15 protein-coding genes are annotated in these 18,320 nt (G+C 53.1%); 2 read left to right on the top strand and 13 right to left on the bottom strand.

The window, feature by feature from the left end; translation table 11 throughout:
- Positions 1–11: 11 nt before the first annotated feature.
- From ABLV12_RS01470 to cysJ, 7 genes are all read right to left on the bottom strand, one after another.
- Positions 12–2,606, bottom strand: coding sequence for a DUF2235 domain-containing protein (locus ABLV12_RS01470; protein WP_348866736.1), 2,595 nt, complete (start codon positions 2,604–2,606; stop codon positions 12–14).
- The gene (locus ABLV12_RS01465) at positions 2,594–3,115 is read right to left on the bottom strand and encodes a DUF3304 domain-containing protein (RefSeq protein ID WP_348866735.1); all 522 of its coding nucleotides are present in this window, start codon (positions 3,113–3,115) and stop codon (positions 2,594–2,596) included. The genes ABLV12_RS01470 and ABLV12_RS01465 overlap by 13 nt, the downstream gene beginning before the upstream one ends.
- Before the next feature lie 78 nt (positions 3,116–3,193).
- Positions 3,194–3,724, bottom strand: a complete 531-nt coding sequence (locus ABLV12_RS01460) for a DUF3304 domain-containing protein (RefSeq protein ID WP_348866734.1) — start codon at positions 3,722–3,724, stop codon at positions 3,194–3,196.
- A gap of 680 nt (positions 3,725–4,404) precedes the next feature.
- On the bottom strand, positions 4,405–4,791 hold the full coding sequence (locus tag ABLV12_RS01455; protein ID WP_072031407.1) for a hypothetical protein: 387 nt from the start codon (positions 4,789–4,791) through the stop codon (positions 4,405–4,407).
- 648 nt (positions 4,792–5,439) lie between these two features.
- On the bottom strand, positions 5,440–6,174 hold the full coding sequence (gene cysH / locus ABLV12_RS01450; protein ID WP_004114901.1) for a phosphoadenosine phosphosulfate reductase: 735 nt from the start codon (positions 6,172–6,174) through the stop codon (positions 5,440–5,442).
- Positions 6,175–6,270: 96 nt separating this feature from the next.
- Positions 6,271–7,983 (bottom strand): assimilatory sulfite reductase (NADPH) hemoprotein subunit, encoded by a 1,713-nt coding sequence (gene cysI, locus ABLV12_RS01445; RefSeq protein WP_004104995.1) that lies wholly within the window; start codon positions 7,981–7,983, stop codon positions 6,271–6,273.
- Positions 7,983–9,782 (bottom strand): NADPH-dependent assimilatory sulfite reductase flavoprotein subunit, encoded by a 1,800-nt coding sequence (cysJ, locus tag ABLV12_RS01440; RefSeq protein WP_024274627.1) that lies wholly within the window; start codon positions 9,780–9,782, stop codon positions 7,983–7,985. Before cysJ ends, cysI begins: the two co-directional genes overlap by 1 nt.
- A 318-nt stretch (positions 9,783–10,100) precedes the next feature.
- On the opposite strand from cysJ, the gene queD reads away from it, so the two are divergent.
- The gene (gene queD / locus ABLV12_RS01435) at positions 10,101–10,463 is read left to right on the top strand and encodes a 6-carboxytetrahydropterin synthase QueD (RefSeq protein ID WP_004104999.1); all 363 of its coding nucleotides are present in this window, start codon (positions 10,101–10,103) and stop codon (positions 10,461–10,463) included.
- A gap of 90 nt (positions 10,464–10,553) precedes the next feature.
- On the opposite strand, the gene ABLV12_RS01430 is transcribed toward queD, so the two are convergent.
- Positions 10,554–11,342: an SDR family oxidoreductase gene (locus ABLV12_RS01430; protein ID WP_348866733.1), complete on the bottom strand. Its 789-nt coding sequence runs from the start codon at positions 11,340–11,342 to the stop codon at positions 10,554–10,556.
- Between the two features lie 188 nt (positions 11,343–11,530).
- Positions 11,531–12,202 (bottom strand): 7-carboxy-7-deazaguanine synthase QueE, encoded by a 672-nt coding sequence (queE, locus tag ABLV12_RS01425; RefSeq protein WP_004114912.1) that lies wholly within the window; start codon positions 12,200–12,202, stop codon positions 11,531–11,533.
- 460 nt (positions 12,203–12,662) lie between these two features.
- Between queE and ABLV12_RS01420 the strand changes: the two genes are divergently transcribed.
- A complete protein-coding gene (locus tag ABLV12_RS01420) occupies positions 12,663–13,772 on the top strand; it encodes an SDR family oxidoreductase (RefSeq protein ID WP_004105006.1) in 1,110 nt (369 codons plus the stop codon).
- Positions 13,773–13,838: 66 nt separating this feature from the next.
- Here ABLV12_RS01420 and eno read toward each other — a convergent pair whose 3' ends face one another.
- From eno to ABLV12_RS01400, 4 genes are all read right to left on the bottom strand, one after another.
- Positions 13,839–15,137: a phosphopyruvate hydratase gene (gene eno / locus ABLV12_RS01415; RefSeq protein WP_004105008.1), complete on the bottom strand. Its 1,299-nt coding sequence runs from the start codon at positions 15,135–15,137 to the stop codon at positions 13,839–13,841.
- 80 nt (positions 15,138–15,217) lie between these two features.
- Complete coding sequence (gene pyrG / locus ABLV12_RS01410) at positions 15,218–16,855, bottom strand: glutamine hydrolyzing CTP synthase (RefSeq protein ID WP_004105009.1); 1,638 nt, start codon at positions 16,853–16,855, stop codon at positions 15,218–15,220.
- A gap of 227 nt (positions 16,856–17,082) precedes the next feature.
- The gene (gene mazG, locus ABLV12_RS01405) at positions 17,083–17,883 is read right to left on the bottom strand and encodes a nucleoside triphosphate pyrophosphohydrolase (protein ID WP_064397411.1); all 801 of its coding nucleotides are present in this window, start codon (positions 17,881–17,883) and stop codon (positions 17,083–17,085) included.
- A gap of 32 nt (positions 17,884–17,915) precedes the next feature.
- Positions 17,916–18,245, bottom strand: a complete 330-nt coding sequence (locus ABLV12_RS01400; RefSeq protein ID WP_348866732.1) for a hypothetical protein — start codon at positions 18,243–18,245, stop codon at positions 17,916–17,918.
- Between the last annotated feature and the right edge of the window lie 75 nt (positions 18,246–18,320).

The raw sequence follows: 18,320 nt of genomic DNA, 5'->3' as shown, positions 1-18,320 counted from the left end.
CCTCTGTCAAATTACACTTGAGGCGAATGGAGTATTTCGGAGTCCCATAAGTCGTTGAGCGCATTTGCGATGCGCTCGCGCCTGGCCGTTTCCGTTGCCTGCTGGCGCTGTTTAACCAGGGGTTTAAGCTGCGCGATAAACTCATGCGTGGGCGCTGGCAGACTGCTTTCGTCAATGGGAATTTCTTGCCCGGTATCACGGTTAAAGACCTTTACACCGTAGGTTGGCACATGAGCAAAAATGGCCTTATCCTGCAGCGCCTCGCTAATACCTGACATCGTTTGCCCATCAAAGCGCAGCTGGACGGCCTTGCTCCACTTATCGCCAAAATAGATCATTCTGGATAAAAAGTAGCTGCCAAAAGGCTCTCTGACGCCGCTTTCCGAGTGCATAAACCAGGCCCGGGAATCATGGATATAGTTATCATACAGATTGATCAGCCCGCTGATTTTATCGTTCTGCTCTCGTTTCAACAGGCACGGCTCAATATGCTGACGGAATCTGTACTCGCCCGCCTGCTTAAATCGCAGATATTCATAGGATTCATTCTGATGGGTATAAAAGTAGGCCGCCTGGGCGAGCAGTGGATCCAGTATCTGTAGATTTGCCGCCGTCGTGCTTATCTCCCATGAAAAGCCGGTTTCGGCACTTGCGGCAATAGTGCAGGTGGCCGAATCGATCGCCCCCTGCGCTTTCTGCTTCATCGCCGGTTTAAACAGCGCCTGGGGGCGAGCTTTACGCATGTAGTCCGCCGCAAACTCGGTGGCGGCTTCCCAAAGCTGACCGCGGGCGTTGTTGGCATCGAACAACGGTTCCCCAACAAGCTCCGGGCCAGGGAACCAATTTTCATCGCCCCTGTGTCTGGACGCCTCTTTATTACGCTCCTGCGCTATCGCCTCAGCTTTGCATTGCAAAAGCGACCACTCACGGGCAAGGGCGCGCTGCGCCTGTTGGCTGAACCCTGCCGCATACGGCTGGGCGGTAATCTCCGGGTGCTGGGGCGCATGCTGGAAGAAGGGCTGCGACGTGAGATTTATTGGCGATGTCCTGGGCGAAGTAAAACGTGCGATACGCCAGCCGGTCATCCAGATCATTTCCGCTTCCAGCATCTCTTCCAGACAGACTGACTCAAAACGAAACGGCGCGTAGATCGCATCGTCAGACAGCGGATCCTCCTGCTGATTGTCAAGGGAGAGGGTCGACCGCCAGTTGTTAAAGGTGTCTATCAGTTCGGGAGAGATATTAAATTCATCGAAGGTCATACCTTGCATTTCCCGAAATGCATAAATTTGCCTTAAATCCGGGTGCAACAGGGCAAAAACATCAGGATGAAACGACAGCGGCGCCCCGGCATCCATCGCGGCCGCATACATATCATGCAGAGTAATTTGCGATAACAGATCGCCCGCACCGCCCCGGCCCTTGCCCTGATCCCCACAGGGGTATCCCCCGCCAACGTCGGAGTGCATACCGGGGTAGACCACTTCCTGAGTCTGGGATAAATAGCTGCCAGCGGCGGTACGGATGGAGTCCAGCGAAAATGCCTGGCGCTGCTCGTGAGCCGCCACCAGATGATAGCAGCGCTTGATTAACCCCGACTGCGTCAGCGGCTGCGTCTGTTTCGCCCAGCCGTTGTGACCGGTAAAACCCGGAACCACATTGGCAATTCCCACTGCCGGCACGGTATCAAAGAGGCCTAAAAATTCCACCGAAACCTTCACGCCGAGCAGCGTTCCTGCCGGGAAACCGAGTAGCCCTTCGGCCAGCGCCTCATCCAGCCAGCTGACAAAAGCGCGGGCTTCTGCCGCGCCGCGGGAAAAACCGTACACAAACAGCTTTATCGCTGCCGTCTTGCACTGCGCGCGCACGAATTTTTCCTGCACCAGCCTTAAGAGCTGTTCAAACATACGCAACCGCATCCGCATCTGACCAGGCATTGTCTTCCGCGAGTCCAGATAGGCCTGGTTTACTTTTTCACGGTTGTAAGACATCGCCGCGCTGCCCGCGAATAACCCCAGTTCCACAGCCGCCGGAGTGCTGGAGCTGTTCATCGCCTGAACCGCCCTTTTCATTATGCCGTTGCCGAGGAAATTTTTTGTCACGGTATGGTTCAGGGCATTACACAGCTGCACCATCCCCCAGTTGATACGGTCCTCGCCGCCGACAGCAAACTGCAGTCCCGACGAATAATAGTCATAGGTGCCAATCTGCGGAAAAGGCGTACCGACGCCGGGAATATAGAAGGCGTAAAATCCACGCTCATTTGCCATGAGATCATCAGGCGCGCAGGCGCGGTATAGTATTGCCACGTTCGACGGGTGCGGCGGCATGCAGGCGGTATCTTTTAGCGCATTATTATTGGTACCGTCAAAAAACAGGCTGATATGCAGGCTCTTACAGCAGGGGCTGCTTTTTTGCCGGCGGGACTCCTGGCGAAATAATGCCTCCTCCCTGTCGATTTTGATTATATTGGCGTTGACCTGCCGCTGGCTTAAAAGCAACCGGCCCTCTTTCGGAAAAGCGGGAGGAACCCAGCACGGATCGCCCGTAGTGGTAAGCTGATGATTACCAAGACGTTTCTTAAAAGATTCGGTTATTGGGGACATTGGGCAGGCTCCGACTGACGGTAGGGATCTTTTATCGGGTGATCAGGATGGGTCGGCCCGTGGCAGGTGGCCGTTACTTTAATCTGCTGACAGGGCAAGAAATGCACCTGCAGGCCGCAGGAATCTTCATATTCGGGAATAGTGGCCACCGCTTTATAATGACGAAAGGCAGCCTTATATTTTTCCATATAATGTTCATAGTTTGGATCATCGAAGTGGGGGAGATCCTTCGGAAACGGGTTAGGGTTAACCTCCCACTCCACTGCCACCTGCATATTGGGCCGCCATTTTTCCGGCAGCGATATGCAGCAGGTAAACCCCCCGGCGTGCCCCCGATAGCCGTTGACGGAGAACCAGTTGATATTCGTGCCTGCCATATGGTTATAGCCCAGCAGATTAGCCGCCACGTAGCTGGTCTTCCCGCTGCCGCGCGGTGCTTCTTTTTCTGCCGGATCACAGCCCAGCAGTAAAAAACATAACAGCGGCACTGCTTTAACTATTCTCTGCATAGTACGAATTCCGTTTCATGTCACACTGAAGGCGCAGCCTCTGCTGCGGTGAATAACGCACAGCTCACAACAATAAAATCATGGCGTTTCTGGCGGGCACTGGGCAGGCTCCGGCAGGTCGAAAGGTTCTTTAATCGGGTGATCAGGATGTTCCACGCCGTGGCAGGTGGCCGTTACTTTAATCTGCTGACAGGGCAAGAAATGCACCTGCAGGCCGCAGGAATCTTCATATTCGGGAATAGTGGCCACCGCTTTATAATGGCGATAGTTAGCCCTGTGTTTTTCTATATATTCATCATACTTAGGGTCGCTGAATCTGGGGATATCCTTCGGAAACGGGTCAGGATCCACTTCCCACTCCACTGCCACCTGCATATTGGGCCGCCATTTTTCCGGCAGCGATATGCAGCAGGTAAACCCCCCGGCGTGTCCCCGGTAGCCGTTGACGGAGAACCAGTTGATATTCGTGCCTGCCATATGGTTATAGCCCAGCAGATTAGCCGCCACGTAGCTGCTCTTCCCGCTGCCGCGCGGTGCTTCTTTTTCTGCCGGATCACAGCCCAGCAGTAAAAAACATAACAGCGGCACTGCTTTAACTATTTCCTGCATAGTACGAACTCCGTTTCATGTCATACCTATCCCGTGTGTATCCTTTACCGTCTCCACGGCTTACATCCGCCAGAAAATTCCTTCTGCTCAGCCAGTCTGCCATTGCAGAAGCGCCAGTCATAATTGCGCTTGCTGGCCAACCTGCAGGTGAGAAAGGGCATTTACTGTGCCTCTGGCAGGGCTGCGTACCCTTCTCTGGCCAATGAAAGCACGCCACGACAATCCACGTAGCCGATCCGGTGGGTTTTGTTAGTACGATTCGACAAAATCTTTAGATATGCCCGGAAAGCTCATCCCTGACAGTATCCACCCGCCGCCGAAAACAACATGCGCAGCAAACGTTTTACGCAATAACCAGAGAGCAAATAGCGCGGAAAAACCGGATGCAGATGGTAAATCAATAAAACGCGCGCTGACATTGTATGCCGCTGGAAATGCGTCTGGAACCAAAACGCAGTGACGGTAGAGCGAACTGCAGAAGCGGTGATAGTTATAGCGTGATGGTTCAGGTAAATCATATTTATATCCATTTCCTGTGAGGCAGCCATACGATCTGCCTGGGTAGTCGATATCGTACTGCGTTCCATTTTTAATAATCAGTAACCTTTCCGCACTATCCTTAAGTTTCTCGTTTATGTTTTCGACGGCCCAATTTTTCCTGGTTCACTCGTAAATAATCATTAATTTATCGCGTATGATGAGAGAACATTCCTTGATAATCCCTTTAATTTACGCAGAAAATTGTTCTGTCGTTTGCTTTTCTGATGTCTTCTCGGTTGAGGGAAAGTGCTGCTTTCTTGAGAACAGGCAGTTCCCGGTTCATCTACCAGAATGCCGCAAAAAAGTTTGAAAATTCTTTGATATTTACTGATGAGGTTTTTTCTGAAAGAAACTGCATCAGATAGCATGTCGAATGCAAACTCGTCCGTACCAGATTGCTGAATGAAATGTTGATCTTCGAGATATATACATCGTTTACCGGCACTTTTGGCGTAACAGCGTTCAATTCCCCTTTCAAGGGAGATATAATAATTGCCTTTTATAACTATTTCCTTTTCAAAGAACATGACGCTACCTTGCGCTTTATTTAAGATAAAGATCCCCGGCAGACATAAATACGGAGAGGCATAAGCAAGGCGTTCAGAAAAACATTACGGTATTCATATGGTGAAAGAAAATGTGAAATTTATTCGTTCTGCATTCGCCCCGAAGGAAAAAATATAAATATAATTCGTAGTCTGTGTCAAGCCGGGAAGAAACGAGAAATTAGCGCGTAGCGGATAATTATTAGATAAGCTCGTAATAAAACATGAATCACTTACGTTGTTCATCCATGCCGGCTACACGACTAACAATAAGAATATATGAATCAATAATGAATTCATAAAATGAGATTCTTAGTTGCAGCAAAACCCAGGAAAGCCCAGGCTTGTGTTGAACACGGGCCGCAGAAAATTGAGTCGAATCCCGGCAGCTTATCTTTCGGCCTTCCCATGCCAGTTTCAGCACCCGGTTGTGTTGAAGGAGCTACGGTTATGCCTAAAATACGGTGCTGCTCAGCCGATTAAGCGATCGCAGCACCATCTTACTGTTGATTTTTCGGGATGGCAGAAGCCAGGAGCGTGATGGCCATCATGCCCTGGCCACCGCTAAACAGAGCTCTGCTATTTTACCCCGCTTTTATGGGAATACGCAGGGCAGCCCCGGGACTCATATTAACCTTCGTGCAGCCCGCACTCTCTTTTCAGGCCAAAGAAGCGCGTTTCTTCCTCCGCCATCCCCGGCTCCCATTTGCGCGTGGTGTGGGTATCTCCTACCGACAAATAGCCTTGATCCCAAAGCGGATGATATTTCAGGCCGTGCTTTTGCAGATACTGGTAAACCGTGCGGTTATCCCAGTCGATGATCGGCAGCACCTTAAACACGCCACGCTGGATCGCCAGCACCGGTAAGTGGGCGCGACTGCCGGATTGCTCGCGGCGCAGGCCCGCAAACCAGGTTTGCGCGCTCAGTTCTTGCAGTGCCCGGTTCATCGGCTCAACCTTGTTGATGTCATTATATTTTTCAATGCCCTCAACGCCCTGCTCCCACAGTTTACCGTAGCGCGCTTCCTGCCATGCGGCGCTCTCCTTCGCCCGATAGACCTTCAGGTTCAGGTTGAGTTTGTCCGTTAACTCATCGATAAACTGGTAGGTTTCGGGAAACAGATAGCCGGTATCGGTCAGAATTACCGGGATATCCGGGCGTACCTGATTGACCAGATGTAGGCTCACCGCCGCCTGAATACCAAAGCTCGAAGAGAGCACGTATTCCCCCGGCAGATTTTCCAGCGCCCACGCAACGCGCGCTTCCGCGCTCAGCTTTTCCAGCTGACTATTGGTTTCCGCTAGCTGTAAAACGCGATCGACCTTCGGTAATGCGTTCAGCGCGTTTAAATCGAGTACGGACATAAGAACCTCATTTGCCTGTTTTTGCAGGGGGCCCTGCGTTTACCCGGTCGACAAGACCGCAGGCCCGGTAAGCGAAACGCCACCGGGCAGCGGGTGTTATTCCCAGAAATCCCGGGCTGGATCGAGCACCGGACGAATAATGCCCGCACGCACCGTAAAGTCGCCGAAGCCTTCACCCGCTTCGCGCTCTTTCGCCCAGCGCCCTACCAGTTCGTCGATTGAGTCGAGAATTTCCGACTCGGTAATGTTTTCCCGGTACATGCGCGGAATCCGCGTCCCGCTACGGTTGCCGCCAAGGTGCAGGTTGTAGCGGCCCGGCGCTTTACCCACCAGGCCCACTTCCGCCAGCATCGCGCGACCGCAGCCGTTCGGGCAACCGGTGACGCGGGTAACGATATGCTCGTCGCCAACGCCATGTTTGCTCATCACCGCCTCGACTTTATCGATGAATGACGGGAGGAAGCGCTCGGCTTCCGCCATCGCCAGCGGGCAGGTCGGGAATGAGACGCAAGCCATCGAATTTTCGCGCTGCGGCGTAACGGCGTTCATCAGGCCGTGCTCGCGGGCCAGCTTCTCGATCTTCGCCTTCTGATCTTCCGGTACGCTGGCAATAATCAGATTCTGATTTGCCGTAATACGGAATTCGCCCTTATGGATCTTCGCGATCTTCAGCAGACCCGTTTTCAGCGGGCGGCCCGGATAATCAAGGATACGTCCGTTTTCAATAAACAGCGTCAGATGCCAGTTATTGTCGATACCTTTCACCCAGCCGATACGATCGCCGCGGCCGGTGAACTCGTATGGACGAATCGGTTCAAACTTGATGCCCGCCCGACGCTCCACTTCTGCTTTAAAGGTCTCAACGCCAACGCGCTCCAGGGTGTATTTGGTTTTCGCATTTTTACGGTCGGTACGGTTGCCCCAGTCGCGCTGGGTCGTCACCACCGCTTCCGCTACCGCCAGGGTATGCTCCAGCGGCAGATAGCCAAACTCGCTCGCCGTACGAGCGTAGGTTTTCTTATTGCCGTGCTCAATCGATAAACCGCCGCCCACCAGCAGATTAAAGCCCACCAGCTTGCCGTTTTCAGCAATAGCCACGAAGTTCATATCGTTCGCGTGCAGATCGATATCGTTCTGCGGCGGGATCACCACGGTCGTTTTGAACTTACGCGGCAGATAGGTCTGGCCGAGGATCGGTTCTTCATCGGTGGTGGCGACTTTCTTTTGATCCAGCCAGATCTCGGCATAGGCGCGAGTGCGCGGCAGCAGGTGCTCGGAGATCTTCTTCGCCCATTCATAAGCTTCGGCGTGCAGCTGAGACTCGTTCGGGTTGGACGTACAGAGCACGTTACGGTTCATGTCATTAGCGGTGGCCAACGCATCCAGTCCGACCGAATGCAGCATCTGGTGTACCGGCTTGACGTTCTTCTTCAGAATGCCGTGAAACTGGAAGGTCTGACGGTTGGTCAGACGGATACTGCCGTAGATGGTGTTATCGGCGGCGAATTTATCGATCGCCTGCCACTGTTTGGTGGTGATCACCCCGCCCGGCAGGCGGCAGCGCAGCAGCATCGCGTGACGCGGCTCCAGCTTCTGCGCCGCACGTTCGGCGCGGATATCGCGGTCATCCTGCTGATACATACCGTGAAAACGGATCAGCAGAAAGTTATCGCCTTTAAAACCGCCGGTCAGGCCGTCATTCAAATCTTCCGCAATGGTGCCGCGCAGGTAGTTGCTTTCGAGCTTCATGCGCTCGGCGTCAGTCAGTTTACCTTCGACCACCAGCGGGCCTGGATGTTTTTCGCTCATTAGTAGACATCTCGCTGATAACGGCGCTCTACGCGCAGCTCACTTAAAAATTCGTCCGCCGCTTCGGCGTCCATCGCGCCGTATTCGGCAATCACTTCCAGTAACGTCTGCTCAACGTCTTTTGCCATACGATTGGCATCGCCGCAGACATAAATATGGGCACCGTCGTTAATCCAGCGCCACAGTTCGGCTCCCTGCTCGCGCAGTTTGTCCTGAACGTAGACTTTTTGTTGTTGATCGCGGGACCAGGCCAGGTCGATGCGGCTCAGCACGCCTTCTTTGACGTAGCTCTGCCACTCCACCTGATAGAGGAAATCTTCAGTAAAGTGCGGGTTGCCGAAGAACAACCAGTTCTTACCCTCTGCGCCTTCCGCCGCGCGCTGCTGCATAAACGCGCGGAAAGGCGCGATGCCGGTACCGGGACCAATCATGATCACCGGCGTTTCCGGGTTCGCAGGCAAACGGAAGTTATCGTTATGCTCGATAAAAACGCGAACTTCGCCGTCTTCTTCGACGCGGTCGGCCAGGAAACTGGAAGCGCCGCCGGCACGAGCGCGACCTTCAATATCATAACGCACTACGCCAACGGTGACGTGGACTTCGCTTTCCACTTCCGCCTGCGAAGAGGCGATCGAGTAGAGCCGCGGCGTCAACGGGCGCAGCAGGTCAACCAGCGCCTGGGCATCCAGCTGCGCCGGCGAGAAACGCACCATGTCGACGATCGGCGTGGTTGCGGCGTAGTGCTGGAGCTGTGCCTTATCGCCCACCAGCGGCAGTAAAGACTCGCTGCGGGTTAAGGTGGCGTAGTTTTCCACGATATTGCCGGTGTTGACCGTCAGCTCAAAATGCCATTCCAGCGCTTCAGCAAGCGGTAGCGTTTTGCCGTCGACCGTGACCGGTTCCGTACCTGTTAGCCAGAGCAGCTCCACCAGCTCCTTCACCAGCGCCGGATCGTTCTGATACCAGACACCCAGCGCATCGCCCGGCTGATAGCGCAGGCCGGAGTCGCCGAGGTCGATTTCAATATGGCGCACATCCTTTTCTGAATCACGGCCGGTGATTTTCTGATTCACCGCCAGCGTCGCAGTCAGCGGCGCCTCTTTGGTATACGGGCTGGTGTGGATTTCATTCACCGCCCCGCTGGTAACCAGCTGAGACGGAGAAGCAGCAGGCGCGCGCGCTTTCAGCACCTCAACCACGCGGGCGCGCCATTCGGCAGCGGCGGTCTGATACTCCACATCAGCGTCAACCCGATCCAGCAGGCGTTCACCGCCCAGCTCGGCCAGCTTGTTATCAAAATCCTTGCCGGACTGGCAGAAGAATTCATAGGAGGTATCACCGAGGCCAAACACGGCAAATGCCGTATCGGTTAGCTTGGGCGCTTTCTTCGAGAACAGGAACTTATGCAGTGCGACGGCTTCTTCCGGCGGCTCACCTTCGCCTTGTGTTGACGTCACGACGACCAGCAGTTTTTCGGTGGCAATTTGTTTAAATTTATAGTCGCCTGCGTTAATCAGCTTCACATTCAGCTGCGCCGCCTGTAGATCGTCACGCAGCGCTTCAGCGATGCGGCGGGCATTGCCGGTTTGCGAGGCCGAAATCAGCGTGATGGACGGCACTTCAGCCGCCTGGGCTGGCGCAACAACCGCCGCGCCGGGCTGCTGATTCAGCATCCCCCAAAAATAGCCGGAAACCCAGGCTAGCTGGGTAGGCGTGAAGTCAGTCGTGGCCGCCTGAAGGCGCGCCATTTGCTCCGGACTCAGCGGTAGCAAATTGGAAGGTGGGGCCTGTGTCGTCATGCGTCGTTATGTTCCAGTAAGCAAAGCTGTGATTCACGCCCTGTCAGCGTGATAAAACAGAAGAGAATAGAAGGTTAACGGCGCAGATAGTAACAATTAAAGAAGGGATGGAAATAACAAATAACCAAATGGACTAACCTGTTTTGGTTATAGTTATTAACAACAAAATCGATTAAATAAGCTGCTGTAATATAAAGATATAATTCCCATAAACCGCATGGATATGTCCATTTTGTGTTCAGGACCGTTTTAGTTAATGATAAAAAATGTACTTTCCGGTACCCTACGGCGGTTTTTTTGCCATATTGAGAATAAAAGATGTCCACCACGCTGTTTAAAGATTTCACTTTCGAAGCCGCTCACCGCCTGCCGCACGTACCGGAAGGCCACAAGTGCGGACGCCTGCACGGTCACTCTTTTATGGTACGCCTGGAGATTACCGGTGAAGTCGATCCCCATACCGGGTGGATCATGGATTTCGCCGAGCTGAAAGCCGCATTCAAACCCACCTACGATCGCCTGGATCACTACTATCTGAACGATATTCCGGGACTTTCCAATCCTACCAGCGAAGTCCTGGCAAAATGGATCTGGGAGCAGATGAAGCCTTTGGTTCCGCTACTCAGCGCGGTGATGATCAAAGAAACCTGCACGGCGGGCTGCGTCTATCGCGGCGAGTGATCCCTTTCGCCATCGCGTAGGTCGCCTGTTAGCGGCGCGATGGCCTTTTCACCTCTCGCCGTTTCCCGCCTCGCCTGGGCTAGTTCGCGGCTAGCGCACCAGATAACCGCCATCTACCGCCAGGATATGGCCATTCACGTAATCCGAGGCCCGGCTGGCCAGGAAGACGACTGCGCCCATCAGATCCTGCGCCTCACCCCAGCGGCCGGCCGGAATATGCGCCAGGACGCGCCTGTTTTCCTTAGGCGTGTTGCGGACGATCGCCGTCATGTCGGTCTCATAATAGCCGGGGGCAATACCGTTAACCTGAATGTTATATGGAGCGAGCTCTTCACAATAGGCTTTGGTTAACCCCGCGAGGGCATGTTTGGTTGCTGCATAAGCCGGCGACCAGCTGCCGCCTAAATAAGAAAACACCGAACAGATATTGATAATTTTGCCACAGCGGCGGGGAACCATTATTTTCGCCGCCTCATGGCTGAGCTCGAAAGCCGCCGTCAGGTTGGTCTCAATCATCGGGTCCCAGTCGGCGCGGCCAAAGCGCAGGACCTTATTCAAACGACAAATACCGGCATTGTTCACCAGGATATCGACCGTGCCGAAACGCTGGCAGCAGGCGGCGATAATGCGCTGCGGCATGCCGTTGTCGGTAATATTCGCCAGCATGAACTCCACTTCAGCGCCCTGCTGCTCAATGCGTTCACGGATTTGCGCATTATCGACGCGTCGTCCGGGAATAAACAGATTGGCTCCCGCCGTGGCCAGAGCAAGGGCAAGAGCCTGCCCCAGTCCGCTATTCCCCCCGGTGACAATGGCGGTTTTCCCTTTGAGGGAGAAGAACTCCATAGAAAAAGCATGGGATGGCTCAATTGGCTGCATGTTTAACTCGATCCTTAAGTCAACATATCGACAGCGCGCCGGGGCGGCTGATGTACGAATCGATTATACCACCGCAGGTATGAGCGGGAATCTTAACTACTACGCTGAAGCGAGGGGGCTTGATGAATTCATATATGAATAAAGTGCTTGCCGGACAGCTATCAGCCAGCCCGGCAAAAAAGGAGGGATCAGGCGATGTTCAGATACTTATGCGTCTGCATAGATAAACGCCAGTTGCGCGCGATGCAGGTTTCGATGCACAGGCGCGTCGCGTCCTCTTTCTGGCTAATTGGCTGCAGCGCGATGATGCGCGGCTTGTCGTCAGCCAGCGTCTCCAGCAGTTCATCGAGCGCTTCGATATCGCGCACGCGTCCAACAGGATGTTTTATTTCATCAGCTCGCTGCAGCGCCTGAGAAAGGACATCATAGCCGCCGCGCATATTCACCTTCGGCGATACCGTCACCCAGGTATGAGGCGTACAGCGAACTTCGTGAGTGCCGCTGGTTTCAATCTGGCAGCTAAAGCCGTTTTGCTCCAGCAGCAAGGTCAGCGGCGTTAAATCATGAATACAGGGTTCGCCGCCGGTAATCACCACGTGACGAGCAGTCCAGCCCTGACGCCCGATGATGGCCAGCAGATCTTCGCTACTTGCCGGGCCCCATTTATCGCTCTCTTTGGTTTTTGCCAGAATGCTGAACAGAGAGACTTCTCGATCGGCAAGTTTATCCCAGGTATGTTTGGTATCGCACCAGGCGCAACCAACCGGGCATCCCTGTAAACGAATAAAAATGGCGGGAACGCCGGTGAAGTAACCTTCGCCTTGCAAGGTCTGGAACATCTCGTTAATCGGGTACTGCATAATCATCTCTGTATTGGGTTAAGAGCGCGCATTATCGCAGATTTACTCGCGCAGATCTTGTCCTGCGCTGCGCCGCGTGGTGGGTAAGCCTAATCCTTATTGATAAACGTCCGTCAGTTGGTCGATATCCCTATCCAGGGGCGGCTGATTTAACTAGCCTGATAATAATAAGGCTACTATTAAACGGCATAGCAGAAATTTTTGGTGTAACAAAACATGTATCACCCTGAAAGCCAAAAATAAAAATAACAAATTTAAAAATAATAAATTTCAATGATGTACAAATGGATACACGAAATAATGAATTTATTGCCATAGCGAAGGGTCAAATTCGATCCACGACGTAAAACAACCTTAAAATAACCTTAATAAACCGTACGTTATGATCTTCACCCATTTAATATCCGTTTAATTTTTCGCGCCTAGAATCCAGTCAACCAACCATAATGAGACTGCATTCATGAATACATTATTAATTACTGGCGCGACCGGATTTCTCGGTGGAGCAGTGTTAGAAAGCATTCTGAATAAAAAGAATGCGCCTAATCTATTACTGTTAGTTCGTGCAGATAATAGTGTAGCTGCCGTAGAGCGGGTAAAGGAAAATCTGCGAAAATTCAATATTAGCGAAGAGAGACTAACGGCCCTGACGCCAGGCAACATTCTGCTGGGGGATCTGGCCAATCCGCAGCCCTTTCTCGACGACCCGCGCCTGAATCAGGTTACCCACGTGCTCAACTGCGCTGCCGTCGCCTCATTTGGTAACAACCCGCTTATCTGGAAGGTCAACGTCGAAGGTACGCTGCAGTTTGCCCGGCGGATGGCTCAGGTCAGCCGCCTTGAGCGCTTTCTGCACGTCGGCACCGCGATGTCCTGCTCGCCAGATCCCGATTCTCTGGTAGCGGAAAGCACAGCGTTTCGTGAACGCGCTGCGCATCTGGTCGAGTACACGCACTCTAAATCAATGATTGAGCGTCTCATGCGGCAGGAATGCTCAACCCTACCGCTGGCGATCGCCCGTCCCTCTATTGTTGTTGGCCACACTCATCACGGCTGTCAGCCCTCCAGCAGTATTTTCTGGGTATTCAGCATGGGGCTGATGCTGCAAAAATTTATGTGTTCGATGGAAGACCGCATTGATGTGATCCCCGTCGATTACTGTGCCGATGCGCTGCTGATGCTGCTTGTCAGCCCGCTGGCGCGCGGAGAAGTGGTGCATATTTCTGCGGGGGAAGAAAACAGCGTAAGGTTTGCGGATATCGATAACGCAATGGCCTCCGCCCTCGAACAGGCGCCGGTCGGCGATAAATACGCGCAGGTCAGCTATGAAACGCTGGTCAAAATGCGTCGTGAGCTGAAGGCTATTTTTGGCCCCTGCAACGAACGGCTGATGCTAAAAGCCATGCGCCTTTACGGCGCCTTCGCCACGCTCAACGTACGATTCAGCAACGACAAGCTGCTCAGCATGGGTATGCCAAAACCGCCGCGCTTTACCGATTACATTGACCGCTGCGTACAGACCACGCGCGGGCTTTCTATCCCGCAGCAAATGGCGGTAGATTTTAAGTAGCCACTTTTGTAGAGATAAAAAAAGCCAGCCCGTAGGCTGGCTTTTTCATATCAGATTAAGACAGGCTTATGCCTGACCTTTGATCTCTTTACGACCGTTGTACGGCGCTTTTTCACCCAGCGCTTCTTCGATACGAATCAGCTGGTTGTATTTAGCAACGCGGTCAGAACGGCTCATAGAACCAGTTTTGATCTGGCCTGCAGCGGTACCAACAGCCAGGTCAGCAATGGTAGCGTCTTCAGTTTCGCCAGAACGGTGAGAGATAACGGCAGTGTAGCCAGCGTCTTTCGCCATTTTGATCGCAGCCAGAGTTTCGGTCAGAGAACCGATCTGGTTGAATTTGATCAGGATGGAGTTAACGATGCCTTTCTCGATACCTTCTTTCAGGATCTTGGTGTTGGTTACGAACAGATCGTCACCAACCAGCTGGATTTTGTCGCCCAGTACTTTAGTCTGGTATGCGAAACCGTCCCAATCAGATTCGTCCAGACCGTCTTCGATAGAAACGATCGGGTACTGTTTGGTCAGCTCTTCCAGGAAGTGAGTGAACTCTTCGGAAGTGAACGCTTTGTTGCCTTCGCCGGCCAGAACGTATTTACCGTCTTTGTAGAATTCAGAAGCCGCGCAGTCCATCGCCAGAGTGATGTCTTTGCCCAGCTCGTAGCCAGCGGCTTTAACGGCTTCAGCGATAACAGCCAGCGCTTCAGCGTTGGAACCCAGGTTCGGCGCGTAGCCACCTTCGTCACCAACAGCAGTGTTCATGCCTTTAGCTTTCAGAACCTTAGCCAGGTTGTGGAACACTTCAGAACCCATACGTACGGCTTCTTTCAGGGATTTAGCGCCTACCGGCTGAATCATAAATTCCTGGATGTCGACGTTGTTGTCAGCGTGCTCGCCGCCGTTGATGATGTTCATCATCGGAACCGGCATGGAGTATTTGCCCGGAGTGCCGTTCAGCTCAGCGATGTGCTCGTACAGCGGCTGACCTTTAGAAGCAGCGGCAGCTTTGGCGTTAGCCAGAGAGACGGCCAGGATAGCGTTCGCACCGAAGTTAGATTTGTTTTCAGTACCGTCCAGGTCGATCATGATTTTGTCGATGCCAGCCTGATCTTTGGCATCTTTGCCCAGGATTGCCTGAGCGATCGGGCCGTTTACCGCAGCAACAGCTTTCAGTACGCCTTTACCCATGAAACGGGATTTGTCGCCATCGCGCAGTTCCAGCGCTTCGCGGGAGCCAGTAGAAGCACCTGACGGAGCAGCTGCCATACCGACGAAACCACCTTCCAGGTGTACTTCGGCTTCAACAGTCGGGTTACCACGGGAGTCGATGATTTCACGACCGATGACTTTAACGATTTTGGACATTAGGTTTTCCTCAGTACAAGTTAAACTAAAACTCCAGACAAACAATGCACCCGGATGGGTGCATTGCCGTTCTAACTCTTTTACTTCGCCTGACGCTTCTGGTACTCGCCAGCGGCTTTCACAAAGCCGGCAAACAGCGGGTGACCATCACGCGGCGTCGAAGTAAACTCCGGATGGAACTGACAGGCGACGAACCACGGATGGTTAGGCACCTCGATGATCTCGACCAACTGATCATCCCCGGAACGGCCCGCAATGCGCAGGCCCGCATTTTCAATCGGCTTCAACAGCATGTTGTTGACTTCGTAGCGGTGACGATGGCGCTCAGTAATGGTTGGTTCGCCATACAGCTGGCGCACCAGGCTATCTTCAGCCAGCTGGCACTGCTGTGCGCCGAGGCGCATCGTGCCGCCGAGATCGCTCTTATCAGAGCGAACTTCGACATTACCGTCTTCATCACGCCATTCGGTAATCAGGGCCACGACCGGGTACTTACAGTCTGGCACAAATTCCGTTGAGTTGGCGTTTTCCATCCCCGCTACGTTGCGCGCAAACTCAATCAGCGCAACCTGCATACCCAGGCAAATACCCAGATATGGAATGTTGTTTTCACGCGCATAGCGCGCGGTAGCGATCTTACCTTCGACGCCGCGATAGCCGAAGCCGCCAGGAATCAGGATAGCGTCTAAATTCTTCAGAATTTCGACGCCGCGCGTTTCCACATCCTGCGAATCAATCAGCTTGATGTTGACGGTAACGCGATTTTTCAGACCGCCGTGTTTCAGCGCTTCAATCACTGATTTATAGGCATCCGGCAGTTCAATGTACTTGCCGACCATACCGATAGTGACTTCGCCTGCCGGGTTCGCTTCTTCGTAGATAACCTGTTCCCATTCGGCCAGGTTCGCTTCCGGACAGTTTAAGCTGAATCGTTTACAAATATAATCGTCCAGCCCCTGAGATTTCAACAGGCCCGGAATTTTATAAATGGAATCGACGTCTTTCATCGAAATAACGGCTTTTTCTGGCACATTGCAGAACAAAGCAATTTTGGCGCGTTCGTTCGCCGGAATGGCGCGATCGGAGCGGCAAACCAGAATGTCTGGCTGAATACCGATGGAGAGCAGCTCTTTTACGGAGTGCTGGGTCGGTTTGGTTTTGACTTCGCCCGCGGCGGCCATGTACGGCACCAGGGTCAAATGCATAAACAGGGCGTTTTCACGACCGATATCCACCGCCAGCTGCCGAATCGCTTCAAGGAACGGCAGCGACTCGATATCGCCTACGGTACCGCCGATTTCAACCAGCACCACATCATGACCTTCGCCGCCCGCCAGCACGCGCTCTTTAATCGCGTTGGTAATGTGCGGGATCACCTGCACGGTCGCGCCCAGATAGTCGCCACGACGCTCTTTGCGCAGGACATCAGAGTAGATACGGCCGGTAGTGAAGTTGTTGCGACGAGTCATCTTGGTGCGAATGAAGCGCTCGTAGTGACCTAAGTCCAGATCGGTTTCAGCGCCGTCTTCGGTAACGAACACTTCCCCGTGTTGGATTGGGCTCATGGTACCCGGATCGACGTTAATGTACGGATCCAGTTTCATCATGGTCACGTTAAGCCCACGGGCTTCAAGAATGGCTGCGAGGGAAGCTGCGGCAATGCCTTTACCCAGAGAGGATACGACCCCGCCGGTCACAAAAATATAGTTCGTTGTCATGCTGAACCTGAGAAGTTAGGTTTAAAAGACGATGGAATAACCAGGACGGGAAAGCAGTATACCCGATCATGACTGACGCCACAAACTTTCATTATCCCTCCTTTTCATCAGGCCCACACAAACGCGGGGAGTGAGAAAATAGCCGCTTTTGGCGAAATGTTTTTGACGTAAATCAAGCGCTTGTTATTTAAAAAATCACACAAATAGCGCTTGATCACGAAAACTCTTTAGAGATCAGTTTCCTGGCGTTTTACTTCCTGCCACACCTGCTCCATAGTATCGAGGTCGACGCCGGTCATTTCCAGGCCGCGCGCGGCGACAATCCGCTCAATTTCACGGAAGCGACGTTCAAATTTGAGATTGGCTTTTTGCAACGCAACCTCGGCTTTGACGCCTAAATGGCGGGATAAATTGACCGTTGCAAACAGCAGGTCGCCAACTTCCTCCTCCAGTTTAGCTTCATCCACCACGGCCTGCTGCGCTTCATGCATCACTTCATCTATTTCTTCATGAACTTTATCCAGCACCGGTCCGAGAGAGGTCCAGTCAAAACCCACCGCCGAGCAGCGTTTTTGGATTTTATGCGCGCGCATCAACGCCGGAAGGCTATGCGGAATATCGTCCAGCGCGGAGTGCTGGGACTTTTCCGCTCGCTCAGCGCTTTTGATCTGCTCCCAGCGGGCCAGCGCTTCGCTGCTGCTACCGGCGGAGGCATCGCCGAAAATATGCGGGTGGCGGCGCTCAAGCTTGTCGCTGATAGCGGCGCAGATATCGCTGAAATCAAAGCGCCCCTCTTCCTGCGCCATTTGAGCGTAGAAGACAACCTGGAACAGCAGATCGCCCAACTCGCCGCGCAAATCGTCAAAATCTTCGCGGAAGATGGCGTCGAGCACTTCATAGGTTTCTTCAAGCGTATAGGGAGCGATGGTGGCAAACGTCTGCTCTTTGTCCCACGGACAGCCGTTTTCCGGATCGCGTAGCCGCTGCATAATGCCGAGCAGCCGTTCCATCTCATTATTTGCCTTCATAGTTATTGATCCTGCACTTTTCATCATTTCAGTCACGCCATTCGCGTTTCGGTTTTGGCAAGCCGCCGCGTATTACAAAATACATAAACTATGCCGTGCAGCACGATAAATACCAACGCCAGCATGCGCACCGGGTCGTCAATATAGCGGATTTGCGACGAAAGCATGTTAAAAGGAAACTCCCCTTTCACCGTCACGCAAAGCTGCACAAACATGGCAAGGGCATTTGCAGCGCGGCATATCAGGTGTGAACTCAAGGATCCGTCTGGCGAATAAACGATAAAAAACAGCCAGATTTGCACAGCGATCAGCGTGAGGGATGAGAGGAGATAAAGAATAAAGAAACTTAAGCTCAAATCCATTGAAGCCTATCCAGTAAGCCAGCGCCCGTCGGGGAGCTCCATGGCTATCAGGGTAAAAACGCAGCTGTTAGCTGA

Origin of the sequence: Klebsiella sp. CN_Kp100 (assembly GCF_040065315.1) — a bacterium.
In the GTDB taxonomy this organism is placed as follows: Bacteria; Pseudomonadota; Gammaproteobacteria; order Enterobacterales; family Enterobacteriaceae; genus Klebsiella; species Klebsiella oxytoca.
The sequence above is the reverse complement of the archived record's forward strand: the minus strand, read 5'-3'. Positions and strand labels throughout refer to the sequence as shown.